Annotated in this window: 15 protein-coding genes; 14 read left to right on the forward strand and 1 reads right to left on the reverse strand. The window is 48.8% G+C overall.

Translation table 11 applies throughout. The features are described 5' to 3' along the window. The first annotated feature begins 20 nt into the window (after window positions 1-20). From G441_RS0108100 to G441_RS0108165, 14 genes are all read left to right on the forward strand, one after another. Window positions 21-980: a calcium/sodium antiporter gene (locus G441_RS0108100; protein ID WP_026375881.1), complete on the forward strand. Its 960-nt coding sequence runs from the start codon at window positions 21-23 to the stop codon at window positions 978-980. Next, entirely contained in the window at window positions 977-1,534 is a 558-nt protein-coding gene (kdsC, locus tag G441_RS0108105) for a 3-deoxy-manno-octulosonate-8-phosphatase KdsC (protein WP_026375882.1), read from the forward strand. Before G441_RS0108100 ends, kdsC begins: the two co-directional genes overlap by 4 nt. Further along, window positions 1,531-2,094: an LPS export ABC transporter periplasmic protein LptC gene (lptC, locus tag G441_RS0108110; RefSeq protein WP_026375883.1), complete on the forward strand. Its 564-nt coding sequence runs from the start codon at window positions 1,531-1,533 to the stop codon at window positions 2,092-2,094. The genes kdsC and lptC overlap by 4 nt, the downstream gene beginning before the upstream one ends. Then, complete coding sequence (gene lptA / locus G441_RS0108115) at window positions 2,078-2,605, forward strand: lipopolysaccharide transport periplasmic protein LptA (RefSeq protein ID WP_240485106.1); 528 nt, start codon at window positions 2,078-2,080, stop codon at window positions 2,603-2,605. The genes lptC and lptA overlap by 17 nt, the downstream gene beginning before the upstream one ends. Next, window positions 2,606-3,331: an LPS export ABC transporter ATP-binding protein gene (gene lptB / locus G441_RS0108120; protein ID WP_026375885.1), complete on the forward strand. Its 726-nt coding sequence runs from the start codon at window positions 2,606-2,608 to the stop codon at window positions 3,329-3,331. A gap of 61 nt (window positions 3,332-3,392) precedes the next feature. Beyond that, window positions 3,393-4,877, forward strand: coding sequence for an RNA polymerase factor sigma-54 (locus G441_RS0108125; RefSeq protein ID WP_026375886.1), 1,485 nt, complete (start codon window positions 3,393-3,395; stop codon window positions 4,875-4,877). A gap of 26 nt (window positions 4,878-4,903) precedes the next feature. Next, window positions 4,904-5,191: a ribosome hibernation promoting factor gene (gene hpf / locus G441_RS0108130; RefSeq protein WP_026375887.1), complete on the forward strand. Its 288-nt coding sequence runs from the start codon at window positions 4,904-4,906 to the stop codon at window positions 5,189-5,191. A gap of 16 nt (window positions 5,192-5,207) precedes the next feature. Beyond that, window positions 5,208-5,651, forward strand: coding sequence for a PTS IIA-like nitrogen regulatory protein PtsN (gene ptsN, locus G441_RS0108135; protein ID WP_026375888.1), 444 nt, complete (start codon window positions 5,208-5,210; stop codon window positions 5,649-5,651). Then, a complete protein-coding gene (gene rapZ / locus G441_RS0108140) occupies window positions 5,648-6,493 on the forward strand; it encodes an RNase adapter RapZ (RefSeq protein ID WP_026375889.1) in 846 nt (281 codons plus the stop codon). Before ptsN ends, rapZ begins: the two co-directional genes overlap by 4 nt. Further along, window positions 6,493-6,765 (forward strand): HPr family phosphocarrier protein, encoded by a 273-nt coding sequence (locus G441_RS0108145; protein ID WP_026375890.1) that lies wholly within the window; start codon window positions 6,493-6,495, stop codon window positions 6,763-6,765. The genes rapZ and G441_RS0108145 overlap by 1 nt, the downstream gene beginning before the upstream one ends. A gap of 89 nt (window positions 6,766-6,854) precedes the next feature. Next, window positions 6,855-8,213, forward strand: a complete 1,359-nt coding sequence (gene mgtE / locus G441_RS0108150; protein WP_026375891.1) for a magnesium transporter — start codon at window positions 6,855-6,857, stop codon at window positions 8,211-8,213. A 116-nt stretch (window positions 8,214-8,329) separates the two neighbouring features. Continuing rightward, complete coding sequence (locus G441_RS19270; RefSeq protein WP_026375892.1) at window positions 8,330-9,397, forward strand: PAS domain-containing protein; 1,068 nt, start codon at window positions 8,330-8,332, stop codon at window positions 9,395-9,397. 104 nt (window positions 9,398-9,501) lie between these two features. Further along, window positions 9,502-10,380 (forward strand): ABC transporter ATP-binding protein, encoded by an 879-nt coding sequence (locus G441_RS0108160; protein WP_026375893.1) that lies wholly within the window; start codon window positions 9,502-9,504, stop codon window positions 10,378-10,380. A gap of 13 nt (window positions 10,381-10,393) precedes the next feature. Next, window positions 10,394-13,957, forward strand: coding sequence for an ABC transporter permease/M1 family aminopeptidase (locus G441_RS0108165; protein ID WP_026375894.1), 3,564 nt, complete (start codon window positions 10,394-10,396; stop codon window positions 13,955-13,957). Window positions 13,958-14,004: 47 nt separating this feature from the next. Here G441_RS0108165 and G441_RS0108170 read toward each other — a convergent pair whose 3' ends face one another. Beyond that, window positions 14,005-14,787 carry an SDR family NAD(P)-dependent oxidoreductase gene (locus G441_RS0108170; RefSeq protein WP_026375895.1) on the reverse strand — a complete coding sequence of 261 codons (783 nt, stop codon included), beginning with the start codon at window positions 14,785-14,787 and terminating at the stop codon, window positions 14,005-14,007.

A 14,787-nucleotide genomic window follows, 5' to 3' on the forward strand; every position in this document is an offset into this window, starting at 1 on the left:
TTTGAGGTCCTTGGATTGCAGTGTTAATACAGGTTTGTATCTTTATCGTCGGTCTGATCGTGTTGAGCTGGAGTGCCGACCGATTTATCTATGGTGCATCTGCACTCGCACGCAACATAGGCGTGTCACCCATGATGATTGGACTGACTATCGTCGCAATGGGCTCATCAGCGCCTGAAATTGTGGTTTCTGCGACCGCGTCGATGGCCGGTAACCACAATACAGGTATTGGTAATGCAATAGGGTCCAACATCACCAATATTGCGTTGGTACTTGGACTTACAGCGCTTTTTAAGCCACTTTCCGTTTCCTCAGGTACCGTCAAGCGGGAGCTTCCCATACTGCTCGGTATCACCCTGATTGGCTGCTATTTTCTCAGCGACAGCAACTTTACTCAGCGTGAAGGACTTATCCTTATTATCATGTTCTTTGCGGTTATCGTCGGTATGGCATGGATTTCATTGAGTGTTGAGATGGGAGATCCTCTGATCAGTGAAACCGAAGATGAGATCCCCTCGGATGTGCCAATCGGTTCTGCCGTGATGTGGGTATTAGCGGGCTTGGTATTGCTGCCGACCAGTGCACATTTCATGGTTGAGTCCGCCGTGGATATTGCACGCTACTTTGGCATCAGCGACCTGGTTATTGGCCTCACCATCATCGCTTTGGGCACCAGCCTCCCCGAATTGGCTGCCAGTATCGCAGGCGTGGTCAAAGGTGAGCACGATCTGGCACTCGGTAATGTGATTGGCTCCAACATGTTTAACTTGCTGGCCGTACTTGCCATGCCTGGCCTTATTGCGCCCGGTATACTTGACCCTGATATTGCACAGCGCGACATTTATGTGATGCTGGGCTTGACCATATTGCTATTCTTATTCAGTTTTAATTACAGCGGCGCAAGGCGTATTACCCGATTCGAAGGATTGGTGTTCGTCGCCGCGTATATGGCATACCAATATTGGCTATTAATGCAATGACAAAACACACCACCACCTTGTACGGAGACGTCAGTGAAACGCTGTTGAACGCCATGACAGACATCAGGCTCTTGGTTCTAGATGTCGATGGGGTGTTTTCCGATGGACGTATCTATCTGGGCAACAATGGTGAAGAGCTCAAAGCGTTCCACACTCGGGATGGCTATGGCATTAAAGCTGTGGTTAAACACGGCGTCGAAGTAGCGATTATCACTGGCAGGCGTTCACGCATTGTCGAAGAGCGAATGAAAGCGCTGAATGTCGAGCACATTATTCAGGGCCAAGAAGACAAACACCGGGCATTGACCAAATTGGCACAACGCCTAGGTCTAAAAGCCAAACATATCATGTCAGTGGGTGATGATATGCCAGACTTGGGTATGTTTTCACTGTCCGGAATCCGTGTCGCCGTCAAGGACGCCCACCCCTATGTCAAACAACAGGCTGACCTCATCACGACTCAGCCCGGCGGTTTTGGTGCTGTTCGGGAGGTCTGCGATCACCTGTTACTGGCCAAGGGCAAACTGCAATATATCCACGGAGCATCGGTGTGAACCGCGTTGGCCTGAGCATATCTTCGCTGTTCGTACTGGCACTACTGGTATATCTGCCTTCATGGCTGGAAGAAGAGCAGAGCGCGCCCATTTCAGAGCTGGAAGAAGCGTGGCGACCAAACTATCAGGCCAATAACCTGCGCACTACTCTGTATGATGAAAATGGCCGGATTAACCATCAGGTCACAGCGGTAGAGATGGAACATTATGAGTTACTGGGATTTGTTTTGTTCAAGCAGCCCCAATACACCTTATATCTGGAGTCGTCTCAACAGCCCTGGCAACTTACCGCTCAGGAAGGCACACTTTACGATGACAACCGTATTCAGTTAGAAGACAATGTCGTCATTCGCAGTCTCAACCCGGGCGACTTTGTTCAGCAAATCACCGCTGAATTTATTGAGATAGACCTGGAAAATAAAACCATGATGTCTGATCAACCCGTTGTGATTAGCGGCATTGAATATACGATAAACAGCAATGGCTTCGTTGCTGATCTGGAAACCAAGCAATATGAGTTACTCGACCATGTACAAACGTTGTATGCGCCTCGTTCCTAGCCTGGCACTTCTAACTGTCGCGTTTGTTCAGCCATTCAGCCATGCTGGCCAGGATGACTTCCTGCAAGACTTAAAAGTTGTCGCACAAAAACAGTTTGTGGATGGCAAAAATAAAACATCTGTCTTTCAGAACGATGTATTGATCACGCAAGGCTCTCTGACCATTGACGCAGATGAAGTAGAGGTCATTGCCACCTTTGGCGAAGGAAAAGAAGTGATCATCGCCAGAGGTGCACCGGCAATATATACCCAAAAGCTTGACGATGGCAGCGATGTAAAGGCCCAGGCCAATGAGATTCGCTATGAACGGGAAACCCGCACGATCACTTTAACCGGGGGGGCTGAATTGCAGCAAAACAGCAGCATGGTCACCGGTGATTCCATTGTGTTTGATATTGAAAAAGAACAATTAATTGCTGAAGGCAGCGAAGAAAATGATGGTCGCGTCACCACCATTTTCCGCCCTGATGCAACTAACTCAGACAAAAAAGACGAGCAGGAACAGCCGTAAATGCCTACTTTGAAAGCAACCCATCTGGCTAAGTCTTACAAGGCCAGACAAGTTGTAAGAGACGTCAGCCTGGAGGTGTCAACGGGTCAAATTGTCGGCCTGTTAGGTCCTAATGGAGCAGGTAAAACAACGACGTTTTACATGATCGTCGGCCTCGTACCTTTAGATAAAGGCGAGATTTTTATTGACCAGACTGAACTGACGCTACAGCCAATGCACGAGCGTGCTCGTAAAGGCATAGGTTACCTGCCGCAGGAAGCCTCCATTTTTCGTAAACTCAGCGTGTATGAAAATCTGATGGCGATTTTGCAAACTCGAAAAGAGCTGTCAGTTGACCAACGCGAGCAGGAAGCCGACGCGCTGTTAGATGAATTCAATATTAACCATATACGCAATAGTACCGGCATGAGTTTATCCGGAGGCGAACGCCGACGGGTAGAAATCGCCAGAGCACTGGCCGCAAATCCGCAGTTTATTTTATTGGATGAACCTTTTGCCGGTGTTGATCCCATTTCGGTCAATGATATAAAGAAAATTATTCAGCATTTACGAGACCGCGGGATTGGTGTATTGATTACAGACCACAACGTCAGAGAAACCCTTGATGTATGTGAGACTGCATACATTGTTAGCCATGGTGAATTGATTGCTTCAGGTAGTGCTGAACAAGTGTTGAGCAACCAGAAGGTGCGGGATGTATACCTTGGCGAACAATTCAGGCTATAGTTAAGGATAACAACACGAAAAATGAATAACAGCGATTTGCTTTCATCAATTTAAGACGTAAATGAAGCCCTCATTACAGTTAAAATTTAGTCAACAGCTCACTATGACGCCTCAACTGCAGCAGGCCATACGCCTATTGCAGCTGTCTACATTAGATCTTCAGCAAGAGATCCAGGAAGCGCTGGATTCCAATCCGCTGCTTGAAGTTGAAGAAGGCATGGACGGTAGCGCTGAGTCAGCGCTAAACGGCAATGACAAAATTGACAATGAAGCAACCACGACCGCTGACGCCGACAGTATTGAGTCAGGCCAGGCGCTTGAAAAAAACGATTTGCCTGATGAGTTACCGATCGACAGCACATGGGACGAATACTACAGCGCCTCATCCGCACCCGCACCGATGTCGTCCACCAACGACGATGAACAGATTTTTCAGGGTGAGACCAGCGATGACATTCAAGAACACTTATTATGGCAAATGCGTCTTACCCCGTTTAGTGACACCGATCGAGCCATCGCCACTGCGATCATTGATTCTATAGATGAATCGGGGTATCTGACCTGTAGTCTTGAAGATATCTTGGAGAGCCTTGACTCTGATGAAATCGACGGCGAGGCCATCGAGCTGGACGAAGTTGAATGCGTGTTAAAACGTATTCAAATGTTTGATCCTGTAGGTTCAGGTTCGCGCACACCTCAGGAATGTTTGCTGGTGCAGCTTCGTCAGTTCTCCGACGACACCCCCTGGCTTAACGAAGCAAAATCTCTGATCACAGAACATAGTGATTTGTTGGGTAGCAAAGACTATCGCACGCTGATGCGCAAGACTAAACTCAAAGAAGATGAGTTGCGTCAGGCCATGATGTTATTACAATCGCTCAACCCTCGTCCTGGGAGCGCGCTTATTACCAGCGAGCCTGAGTATGTCATTCCGGACGTGTCTGTGGCCAAGAAAAACGGCCGCTGGGTCGTTGAACTGAACCCTGACAGCTTGCCAAAGCTGAATATCAATCAGCAGTACGCTGCGATGAGTCGCAATGCCCGCAATAATGCTGACTCACAGTTCATTCGCTCGCATATGCAAGAAGCCAAATGGTTTATCAAAAGTCTGGAAAGCCGCAACGAGACATTAATGAAGGTGGCAAACTGTATCGTACAGCAGCAAGTCGGCTTTTTTGAGCACGGTCCTGAGATGATGAAGCCAATGGTGCTCAACGATGTTGCGGAAATGGTGGACATGCATGAGTCGACGATCTCACGGGTGACCACGCAGAAATATATGCACACCCCCAGAGGTATCTTTGAACTGAAATATTTCTTCTCCAGTCATGTTGCAACAGAATCCGGCGGAGAATGCTCATCAACGGCAATACGGGCATTGATTAAAAAACTGGTGGCAGCAGAGAAGCCTAACAAGCCACTTAGTGACAGCAAGATTGCTCAATTGTTGGCCGACCAGGGTATTAAAGTGGCCCGGCGAACAATAGCAAAATACCGGGAATCACTGTCGATTCCACCGTCTAACCAACGTAAGAGCCTAATTTAGGCTTACCATCAGAAGGAAGGCGCCTTATGCAAATCAACCTAACTGGTCATCATGTCGAAATTACTGATTCGCTGAGAAACTATGTCGACACCAAGTTTGAAAAGCTTGAACGTCATTTTGACCATATCAACAATGTTCACGTCATCCTCAACGTCGAGAAGCTGAATCAAAAAGCAGAGGCCACGCTACACCTTAACGGAGGTGAAGTGTTTGCAACATCAGAGCATGAAGATATGTACGCGGCAATTGATTCCTTGATAGACAAATTGGACCGTCAGGTGATTAAGCATAAGGAAAAGCTCAAGCGCCACTAACATCTCAATCACCATAATGGAAATAAAAGACATCCTCAGCCCAGACTGCGCTCATTGCGCAGTCGAGGGCAGCAGCAAAAAACGCATTTTAGAAACCATCAGTCTGATCGCCTCAGAACATCAACCCGATATTGAGCAAGCCACCGTGCTGGCCAGTTTGATGAACAGAGAAAAAATGGGCAGTACCGGTATTGGCAATGGCATTGCCTTACCCCATGGACGTCTGCAGGGGTTAAAAGATGTCACCGCTATTTTGGTGACGACTAAAACCGGTGTCGACTTTGACGCCATGGACAATCGCCCCGTGGATATATTCTTCGCCATCCTGGTACCCGAAGACCAGGCCGATGGACATCTGCAAACTCTTGCTACCATTGCTGGCAAACTGAACGATAAAGAGACAGTACAAGCCATTCGCGACGCAAATAATGACGACGCATTGATTAAGGCGATTTTATGAAACTGATTATCATCAGCGGTCGCTCGGGGTCAGGCAAATCCATTGCCTTACGCGCCTTGGAAGACCTTGGCTACTACTGTGTTGATAATATTCCCGTTAACTTGCTACCGACCCTGACACACACGGTCGTTGATGAGTACGATCAGGTCGCTATCAGCATTGACGTGCGCAATCTGCCGAAGAACCCTCATGAACTGGTTGAAATCCTGGACTATCTGCCCGCAACCTGGGACATGACCATCGTCTATCTGGATGCCAGCGATGATATGCTGGTAAAACGATTCAGTGAAACCCGGCGTTTACACCCTCTGTCGCGACAGAATAAATCTCTGGATGATGCCATTCAGGCCGAGAGTCAGCTGCTGGCGCCGATAGCCGAGCGCGCTGACTTATATCTGGATACCGATAAGTTATCCGTGCATCAGCTGGCCGAACTGGTACGAGAACGGATCCTTGGCAAGAAAAGCTCACGACTGGTATTGGTCTTCGAGTCCTTTGGTTTTAAGTATGGCATTCCCAAAGATGCTGATTACGTTTTTGATGCACGCTTTCTTCCCAACCCACACTGGGAGCCAGACTTGAAACATTTAACCGGCCTGGATGCTGATGTGGAAATCTTTCTTGGTTCACAACCCATCGTGACCAAATTTATCTGGCAGATCCAGAACCTTATCTCTACCTGGCTTCCGCATCTGGAACGTAATAATCGTAGCTATGTCACAGTGGCCGTGGGCTGTACCGGCGGGCAACACCGCTCAGTGTATGTCTCAGAAAGTCTGGCAAAAACCTTCAGTGCATCGCACCCCGATGTGCAAATCAGGCACCGTGAGCTGAATCGATAATGGCGCTGCAACAGACGATTACCATCATTAACAAACTTGGCTTGCACGCCAGAGCAGCGACACAATTAGTACAATTGGCCAATCAGTTTGACGCTGATATCACGCTGCAGCTGGGTGACAAATCCGCCTCTGCGAACAGCGTGCTGGGGATCATGATGTTGGAAGGTAATCAGGGTAAAGACATCACTGTGGTCACAGATGGGAAAGACGCCAAACCAGCCATGCAGGCAGTTGTAGAGTTAGTTACCGCAAGATTTAACGAAGCAGAATAGCGACTTTAACGCTGCCAAAACCATCCCCCTTGATGTACACTGTTTCACAAATGCAGCATGCTTTTCAATAGCTTACTGGTGCACATCAAATGGGTGATTCACTCCAGGCAAAATACTCTCAGAAGCAACTTAAGGACATTAATGATGCCCTTGAGCTGGGACGTTTTGTGTCGGTTCGTAAGACCCTGCATGAGCTCCCCGCTTCGTATGTGGCACTGCTGCTAGAATCCAGCCCGACAAAAACCCGTGACGAACTGTGGAAGCTGCTCGATGAGGACTTCCACAGTGACGTAATCGAAGAACTGTCAGAAGAGGTCCGTAACGGCATTATCCGTAAGATGGTGCCCGCCGAGATTGTCGATGTACTGGAAGACATGGACACCGACGATCTGGCAGAAACTCTTAGCAGCTTGCCCGAAGACGTGGTGCAGGGCGTTCTGCGCTCAATGGATTCACAAGACAGGCACAGGGCAGAACAAGCCCTATCCTACGGCGAAGAAACCGCTGGTTTTATCATGAATACCGATACTATCACGCTGCGCCCCGAGGTCAGTGTCGATGTAGTATTACGTTATTTGCGCCTGAAAGGCGAACTGCCTCACAACACCGATATGTTCTATGTGGTGAATCGCAATGACACCCTGATCGGCACAGTGCCCGTTACACGGTTATTGATTTCGGTGCCCGAGACCACCGTTGAAGAGCTCATGGACGATGAGCCCGAGGCGATTCCGGTCGACATGCCTGATGACCAGGTTGCCAGCCTGTTCGAACGTCATAACTGGTTATCTGCCCCAGTGGTTAACGACAAACATCACCTGGTTGGACGGATCACCATTGATGACGTGGTTGATATTATTCGTGAAGATGCGGAACACTCAATGATGAGTATGGCCGGTCTGGATGACGAGGAAGATACCTTCGCACCGGTGATGCAAAGTACAAAACGCCGTTCGATATGGCTGGGTGTTAATTTGGTCACAGCCCTGCTGGCTGCGATGGTCAGTGATATCTTTGAAGCCACACTGGCACAGCTTGCCGTACTTGCGATTCTGAATACCATTGTGCCCAGCATGGGCGGGGTAGCTGGGAATCAGACCCTGACTCTGGTAATCCGTGGTATGGCACTCGGTCACGTAAACCCCGGCAATGCGCGCTGGCTGATCAGTAAAGAGCTTGCGATAGGCTTTTTAAACGGCGTGATATGGGCAGTACTGATTGCATCAGTTGTCGCATTGTGGAAACAGGATTGGTATCTGGGTGTCATTATTGCGTTTGCGATGATGGTCAATATGATTGCGGCTGGCCTGGCCGGCGCCACCCTGCCACTCATCATGAGAAAGCTGCGCATCGACCCGGCTCTGGCCGGCAGCGTCATTCTGACCACTATTACGGATGTGGTCGGTATCTTCGCCTTCCTGGGTACTGCCACGCTATTTTTACTCTAGCCTTTACATTTATTGAGCGAGCACAAGTGGCGACATTTTGCCTTTGCTAGGCTGTTTGCCTTTGCTAGACTAACCGTCGGTTGATTTATACCCGCCATACATACTAAACCACACTTATGTCCCACGATACCGAGGAAATGTTGTTTCTTTCCGCCTTGTTAGTCGACATCAAACCCCTTAAGGTTATTCGTCAACTATTGAGCATGTCTATCTCTCCGATTCTGATCACTGACGCGGGAAGGCTCGATAGCGGTTACCGAATAATCTACGCCAATCGTGCATTTTGTCGGTTGACGGGCTACGAACTGGCCGAATTAGTCGGTCAAAGCCCGCGTATTTTCCAGGGCAAGGACAGTCATAAAGAAACCATTCAGCGATTGGGTAGAAAGTTAAAAGAAACCGGCTATTTTCGTGGTACCTCAGTAAACTATCGCAAAGACGGCAGTGCCTATCCGCTTGAGTGGGACATCTCGCCCATCCGGGATGAACAGGGTAAGATTAAGTTTTTTATATCGATTCAACGGGATTTAAGCATGCTGGTTGGTGTGGCAGAACAGTTCAAAGATATCAATGAATCCGCCAGGCATTTTATTCATCATGTCAAAACAGCAAACCAGGATGACGAATCGATTGTGCAAGAAACCACGGCGCTTCTCAACAAGCTAAAAGACAATGCCATGCTCTACTCATCCCCAATATTTGAAGACGACGCGTTTTTCGACTTTGACGCTGAGCCACTCTCTGCACACGCAGCCAACAAAAAAGCAGCAATGTCGGCATCCGAATACCTGCAAAAAGAAAATCTCACAAAAGATGAACTGTCTACATTGCTGACCTGCATATCACAGCTTGAGGAAGATATTGCTCTGCTAAGTTCATTTCCCAATCAGCAGCAGCGTTTCGGTGATGTTGAAAGCACCTTTAGAGAATTATCCGACGCTATCTTTTTTTTGGTTGAATTTACCGATACTGCCCTGGCACTACAGGAAGTCGCCGACTGCATGGCTACCAGTGATGTCAGTACCAGTAATCGCATGATCATTGAATTTCTGCACTCCTTACTAAATGAGCTGGATGGCTGGATCCGTTCAGTGTTTGTCGATCAAAACAGCGACAACGTGCATGAAGGCGCAGGCAACATTGTCTCCTCAGCAAAACAGATTGCGGCATTATTAAGAGCCTGATTGTTTATCAGCACATTACAAATTTCGTAACACTCTGAAATGTCACTACTGTGCGCGCTCTGCTACTCTGGGTCAGTTAACACGGAAAAGACCAAGGATCACGCATGTTACACATCAAAAACCTCACAAAAACATATGATAACGGGGTCAAAGCGCTAAATGGCGTTAATCTCTCCATTGATAAGGGAATGTTCGGACTGCTAGGGCCAAATGGCGCTGGCAAATCCTCCCTGATGCGCACCATCGCGACGTTGCAGTTGCCAGATACTGGCAGCATCCAGTTCGATGAACTTGATGTGTTGAAGCAGCCCAATGAACTGCGTGAAAGGCTTGGCTATCTGCCGCAGGATTTCGGTGTTTATCCGCGCATCAGCGCAGCGGATTTACTCGACCATCTGGCCATTCTGAAAGGCTTGACCAATAAGGGCGAGCGCAAAGAGGTGGTAGATGGCCTGTTGGCCCACACCAACTTATTCCAACATCGCAAAAAAGCGGTCAGCGGTTTTTCCGGCGGCATGCGCCAACGCTTCGGTATCGCGCAGGCATTGCTCGGCAATCCGGATTTATTGATTGTAGATGAACCCACTGCCGGCCTGGATCCGGAAGAGCGGAATCGTTTTCACAATTTATTGGTCAGCCTCGGCGAGGAAAAAGTGATCATCCTGTCGACGCACATTGTCGATGATGTTTCTGAACTTTGCAGCAATATGGCGGTGCTTGGTTCTGGGCAAATCCTGCTCGAAGGTAATCCAATTGAGGTCACTACCCGCTTGAATGGTCGCATCTGGCGCAAAGCGGTGTCATTGCAGGAAGCCGAACAAATGGAGCAAAGCCTGAATGTTATTTCTAAAAGACTACTGGCGGGCCAGACGCTGATCCATGTGCTGGCGGATGAGGCGCCTGAGGGATTTGAACGCACACCGGCTACGCTGGAAGATGTGTACTTCTCGACGCTGAATGCTTCACGTAGCCAAGCAGCGTAAAGGGAGCAGGATAATGCTAACCAAAATGCTCTCATTCGAGTGGCGCTATTTTACTAAGCAGCCCTCCTTTATTGTTACCGGACTGGTGTTCTTTTTGCTGCCGTTTTTGGCCATGACCATCGATAACGTACAAATTGGTGCCACCGCCAATGTTAACTTCAACAGCCCGTTTGCTATCACTCAGGCCATTTTGATTTTGGGAATATTTTCTATGTTCCTGGTGGTTAATTTTGTGTCTGACACTGCGCTGAGAAATGACAGCAGCAAGATGGCTGAAATCGTCTGCACTAAGCCGGTATCAGCCTGGCAATACCAGCTGGGCCGGTTTTTTGGCGCTTATCTGGTGTGTGTCACGATATATGCAATGGTACCGCTTGGCCTGTTCCTTGGTGCCATTATGCCGTGGGTTGATAGCGAGCGTCTGGGTCCCAATACGCTGGCGATGTATGCCCTGCCCTTCGTATACTTTTCACTGACCACGCTGTTTGTTTTATCGGCAATTTTTTATGCTGCCGCGCTAAAGTTTCGCTCTCAGGTGGCAGTCTACCTGGTCGCCGTCGGTCTGTTTATTTTATATGTCGTGTCGGGCAATCTGCTCGATGACCCTGCATACCGTTCATTAGCCGCCCTGGCGGACCCATATGGCCTGCGCGCGTTTGCGGACCAGACCCGTTATTGGACAACGTTTGAACGTAATAACCAGCTGGTCGAATTCAGCGGTATCGTGCTGCAAAACCGTCTCATCTGGCTACTTGCCGGGATCATTATTCTGGCGTTGTTTGGCGGGTTGAGAAAAGGTCTTAGCCTCTACGTACCAAAGGATAAAAAGAAAAAGAACAAGCAGGAGAAGGTTGAAGCAGTGCCGATGACTAATCGTCTGGATTACAAGCCACGTGGCCACCGTAACCTGCTGCAGTTCTGGACGCGCACACGGTTTGAGATAAAGCAAATCATGACCAGCCCCGGGTTCTACATTCTACTGGCGTTCTCTGCTTTTAATCTGATTGCACAATTAATTGACCCATCGGCGCTGTATGACGCTCCAAACTGGCCGCTGACCCAGGACATGCTGAACCTTATCAGTGGCGCTTTTGGCCTGATGATGATCATCATTGTTACCTACTACAGCGCCGAGGCCGTGTGGCGAGAACGCTCTGTTGGCATGGGTGATATCGTCGACAGCATGCCGGTATTCAACTTAAGTTTCTGGTTGTCCAAGCTGATTGCCGTCTGTCTGGTGTTTCTGTCCATTTACACCGTCTCAGCACTGGTGACGATTTGCTATCAGTTAATAAAAGGCTATGGCTATCTGGACCTTGGACAGTACGCCATTACAATCGGCTTTTTCTTTATGCCGACGTGGATATTGCTGGCGATTCTGGCGTTTTTAATTCAGGCCATGAGCCCGAATAAATATGTCGGTATGCTGATATTCGTTGGTTACTTCTTTGTCTCTATTGCCTTCGGTGAGTTGGGGCTTGAACACAACATGTACAACTATGCCGCGGCGCCGCAGATGCAATACTCGGACATGAACGGCTTCGGCTGGTATCTGACTACGCAAACCTGGTACCTGCTGTATTGGAGTTCATTAGCATTGATTTTCTGTGTTATCAGCTACGGACTATGGCAGCGCGGTCCACAGGTGCCATTGAAAGCGCGCTTTTCTATGCTCACCTACAACGTTGGTCGCAGCGGTCTTATCCTTGCTGCCCTGGGCTTTGTCGGGTTTGTTACCACCGGCGCTGTAATCTATCACAACACGCAGGTGAAAAATGTCTATTTCACCAGCGACCAGTTGGAAGATTTACAAGAGGCCTATGAGCGGCAATTTGGTCAACACCTGGATGACAATATTCCGGTGATCACTAAAGTGGATACCAGTGTGGATATCTACCCTTACCAGCAACGCATTGAAGCCAGCGCTGACATCGTATTTGAGAACCGCTACGACACACCTATAGAAAAGTTTTTGGTCGGCTTACCGCAGTCAACGCCAATGGTGGAGCTGACGATGCAGGGCGGAACCCTTGGCGAGACCATAGGTGATTTCCGTACTGCCTGGTTTATCTTCGATGAGCCTCTAATGCCAGGCGAGCAACGCACTGGCGCTATGAAGGTAGTGCGTGAACACGACGGCTTCAGGGATAGCAATTTTGATACCTTATTGCTTGAGAATGGCACCTTCATTAACAACGCCGAGCTGTTTCCGACGTTTGGCTACAATGAAGGCTTTCAAATTTCAGATCGCCATGAACGCCGCAAGAGGGGACTACCAGAATTGCAGCGCGCCTGGCCACTGGAAAGTGAACAGCACCAGCGTGAAGGATTCTTTGGCAAAGGTGGCGCTGAAATCATGTTCTCTGCCACCCTGTCTACCAGCGACGACCAATTTGCCATTGCGCCGGGTTATCTGACCAGACAGTGGCAGGAGAATGGCCGCAATTATTATCGCTATGAAATGGATAAACCCATGCTCAACTTCTTCTCTTTAATGTCTGCCAATGTGGCGGCGAAGAAAGAAGAATATAAAGGTATCAGCATTGAGGTGTACTACCATCCTGCACACTACTGGAACGTAGATCGCATGATGGAGAGCGTGCGCGACTCCATCGACTACTTTACTGAGGTATTCGGACCTTATCAGCATAAACAAGTGCGTATCATCGAATTCCCCGGTTATCGCAGCTTTGCACAAAGTTTTGCCAATACGGTGCCTTATTCTGAGCGAATTGGATTTATCACTGATATCAGAGACGACGCGCATATTGATCCGGTCTACTATGTGACTGCGCACGAGGTTGCTCACCAATGGTGGGCGCATCAGGTCATCCCGGCTAACGTTCAGGGCAGCGCAATCATTTCTGAAAGTCTGTCACAGTACAGCGCACTGATGGTCATGAAACGTAAGTATGGTGAAGCCAAACTGCGTACCTTCCTGACCTATGAGTTGGACAGCTATCTGCGCGGTCGCAGCACTGAACTGATCAGGGAAATACCGATGCTACGGGCGGAAAATCAGCAATACATCCATTACCGTAAAGGCTCAGTGGTGATGATGGCACTGGCCGATAAGCTGGGCGATGATCACGTTAATGCTGCACTGAAATCCTTGGTCGATACCTGGTATGGTCGCACCGATCGTTACCCCACCACGTTAGATTTGGTGAATGCGCTGAAGCTAGGTGCTACCCAGGAAGAGCAGGACTTCATCGACGCGCAGTTTACTGAAATCACACTTTATGAGCTGATTACTAAAAGTGCGAAGGCAGAGCAGAGCGATACGGGTTACACCGTCACTCTGGATATTGATGCCAAGCGCTTCGTTGCAGATGGCGAGGGTCAGGAGCAGGAGCAGACCATGGAAGAATGGGTAGATATCGTGCTTTTTGCCAATGACCCGGATGACTTTGCCGGTGACACGGACGTGTTGTATCAGCAAAAGCACAAGCTGGTGAGCGGCGAAAATCAGGTTGTCATTAACGTTGAGCAAAAGCCCGCTTATGCAGGTGTCGATCCGTTTGTGCGCTACATAGACCGGGATACGGATAATAATATCCTGCCGGTATCAGAGTAAATTCGCCTGTCGGTAAAATAGTAAAAAGCCCTCTCTCGAGGGCTTTTTTATTTCAACTGCTGCACAAACCCGTTCACTTTGCGCACCAACCAGCGTGGGTAGTGGGTTGCCCACTGCACCAGTACTTTATTGGCTAATTTATCCACAAACACAACATCGTTGTTGGCACAGGCATTGTAAGCCTGCTTTGCCAACGATTCAGGTGAAGCTTTGAACACGCCTGGGATCAGCTTTTCCAATCCCCCCGCTTCGTTCATCATGGCTGTTTTTGTTACACCCGGACATACGCAGGTAACGGTCACGCCAGTACCGCTTAACTCCTGTGAAATACCTTCCGAAAACGACAGTACGAATGCTTTGGTCGCACCATAAACTGTGAAGCCTGGGGTCGGCATAAAGCCCGCTATCGAGGCGATGTTTACAATTTTCCCTTTGCCTCTGGCCAACATTGGCGCGATAAACATCTGGGTCATATTCACAAGCGACTGAATGTTAAGTTGCATAAGATTATTCAGCTTCACAGGATCGGATTCGGCAAACTTTTCGACCTGCATCATGCCGGCATTGTTGATAAGAATATCAACATTAATGCCCTGCTTTTCGAGATCGTTAAAAAGTGCCGTTGGCGCGCCAACGGGGATAAGGTCAACCGCTTCGCAATGCACCTTGACCGAAAAAGCTGCGCTTAATTCCGCTGCCAGTTCCAACAGCCGTTCTTCGTTGCGGGCAACGAGCACCAAATCGTGACCATGTCGGGCAAACTCATAGGCAAGACAGCGGCCAATGCCCTCGGATGCGCCAGTGATAAGTGCAGTCTTAAGCTTTTTCAT

Origin of the sequence: Aestuariibacter salexigens DSM 15300, from assembly GCF_000429145.1 — a bacterium.
Taxonomy (GTDB): domain Bacteria; phylum Pseudomonadota; class Gammaproteobacteria; order Enterobacterales; family Alteromonadaceae; genus Aestuariibacter; species Aestuariibacter salexigens.

What these genes read in the sequence shown, in the direction of transcription:
- kdsC (WP_026375882.1), top strand. Translation starts at nt 977, where the DNA reads ATGACAAAACACACCACCACCTTGTACGGAGACGTCAGTGAAACGCTG.
- lptA (WP_240485106.1), top strand. Translation starts at nt 2,078, where the DNA reads ATGCGCCTCGTTCCTAGCCTGGCACTTCTAACTGTCGCGTTTGTTCAG.
- lptB (WP_026375885.1), top strand. Translation starts at nt 2,606, where the DNA reads ATGCCTACTTTGAAAGCAACCCATCTGGCTAAGTCTTACAAGGCCAGA.
- G441_RS0108125 (WP_026375886.1), top strand. Translation starts at nt 3,393, where the DNA reads ATGAAGCCCTCATTACAGTTAAAATTTAGTCAACAGCTCACTATGACG.
- hpf (WP_026375887.1), top strand. Translation starts at nt 4,904, where the DNA reads ATGCAAATCAACCTAACTGGTCATCATGTCGAAATTACTGATTCGCTG.
- ptsN (WP_026375888.1), top strand. Translation starts at nt 5,208, where the DNA reads ATGGAAATAAAAGACATCCTCAGCCCAGACTGCGCTCATTGCGCAGTC.
- rapZ (WP_026375889.1), top strand. Translation starts at nt 5,648, where the DNA reads ATGAAACTGATTATCATCAGCGGTCGCTCGGGGTCAGGCAAATCCATT.
- G441_RS0108145 (WP_026375890.1), top strand. Translation starts at nt 6,493, where the DNA reads ATGGCGCTGCAACAGACGATTACCATCATTAACAAACTTGGCTTGCAC.
- mgtE (WP_026375891.1), top strand. Translation starts at nt 6,855, where the DNA reads ATGGGTGATTCACTCCAGGCAAAATACTCTCAGAAGCAACTTAAGGAC.
- G441_RS19270 (WP_026375892.1), top strand. Translation starts at nt 8,330, where the DNA reads ATGTCCCACGATACCGAGGAAATGTTGTTTCTTTCCGCCTTGTTAGTC.
- G441_RS0108160 (WP_026375893.1), top strand. Translation starts at nt 9,502, where the DNA reads ATGTTACACATCAAAAACCTCACAAAAACATATGATAACGGGGTCAAA.
- G441_RS0108165 (WP_026375894.1), top strand. Translation starts at nt 10,394, where the DNA reads ATGCTAACCAAAATGCTCTCATTCGAGTGGCGCTATTTTACTAAGCAG.
- G441_RS0108170 (WP_026375895.1), bottom strand. Translation starts at nt 14,787, where the DNA reads ATGAAAAAGCTTAAGACTGCACTTATCACTGGCGCATCCGAGGGCATT.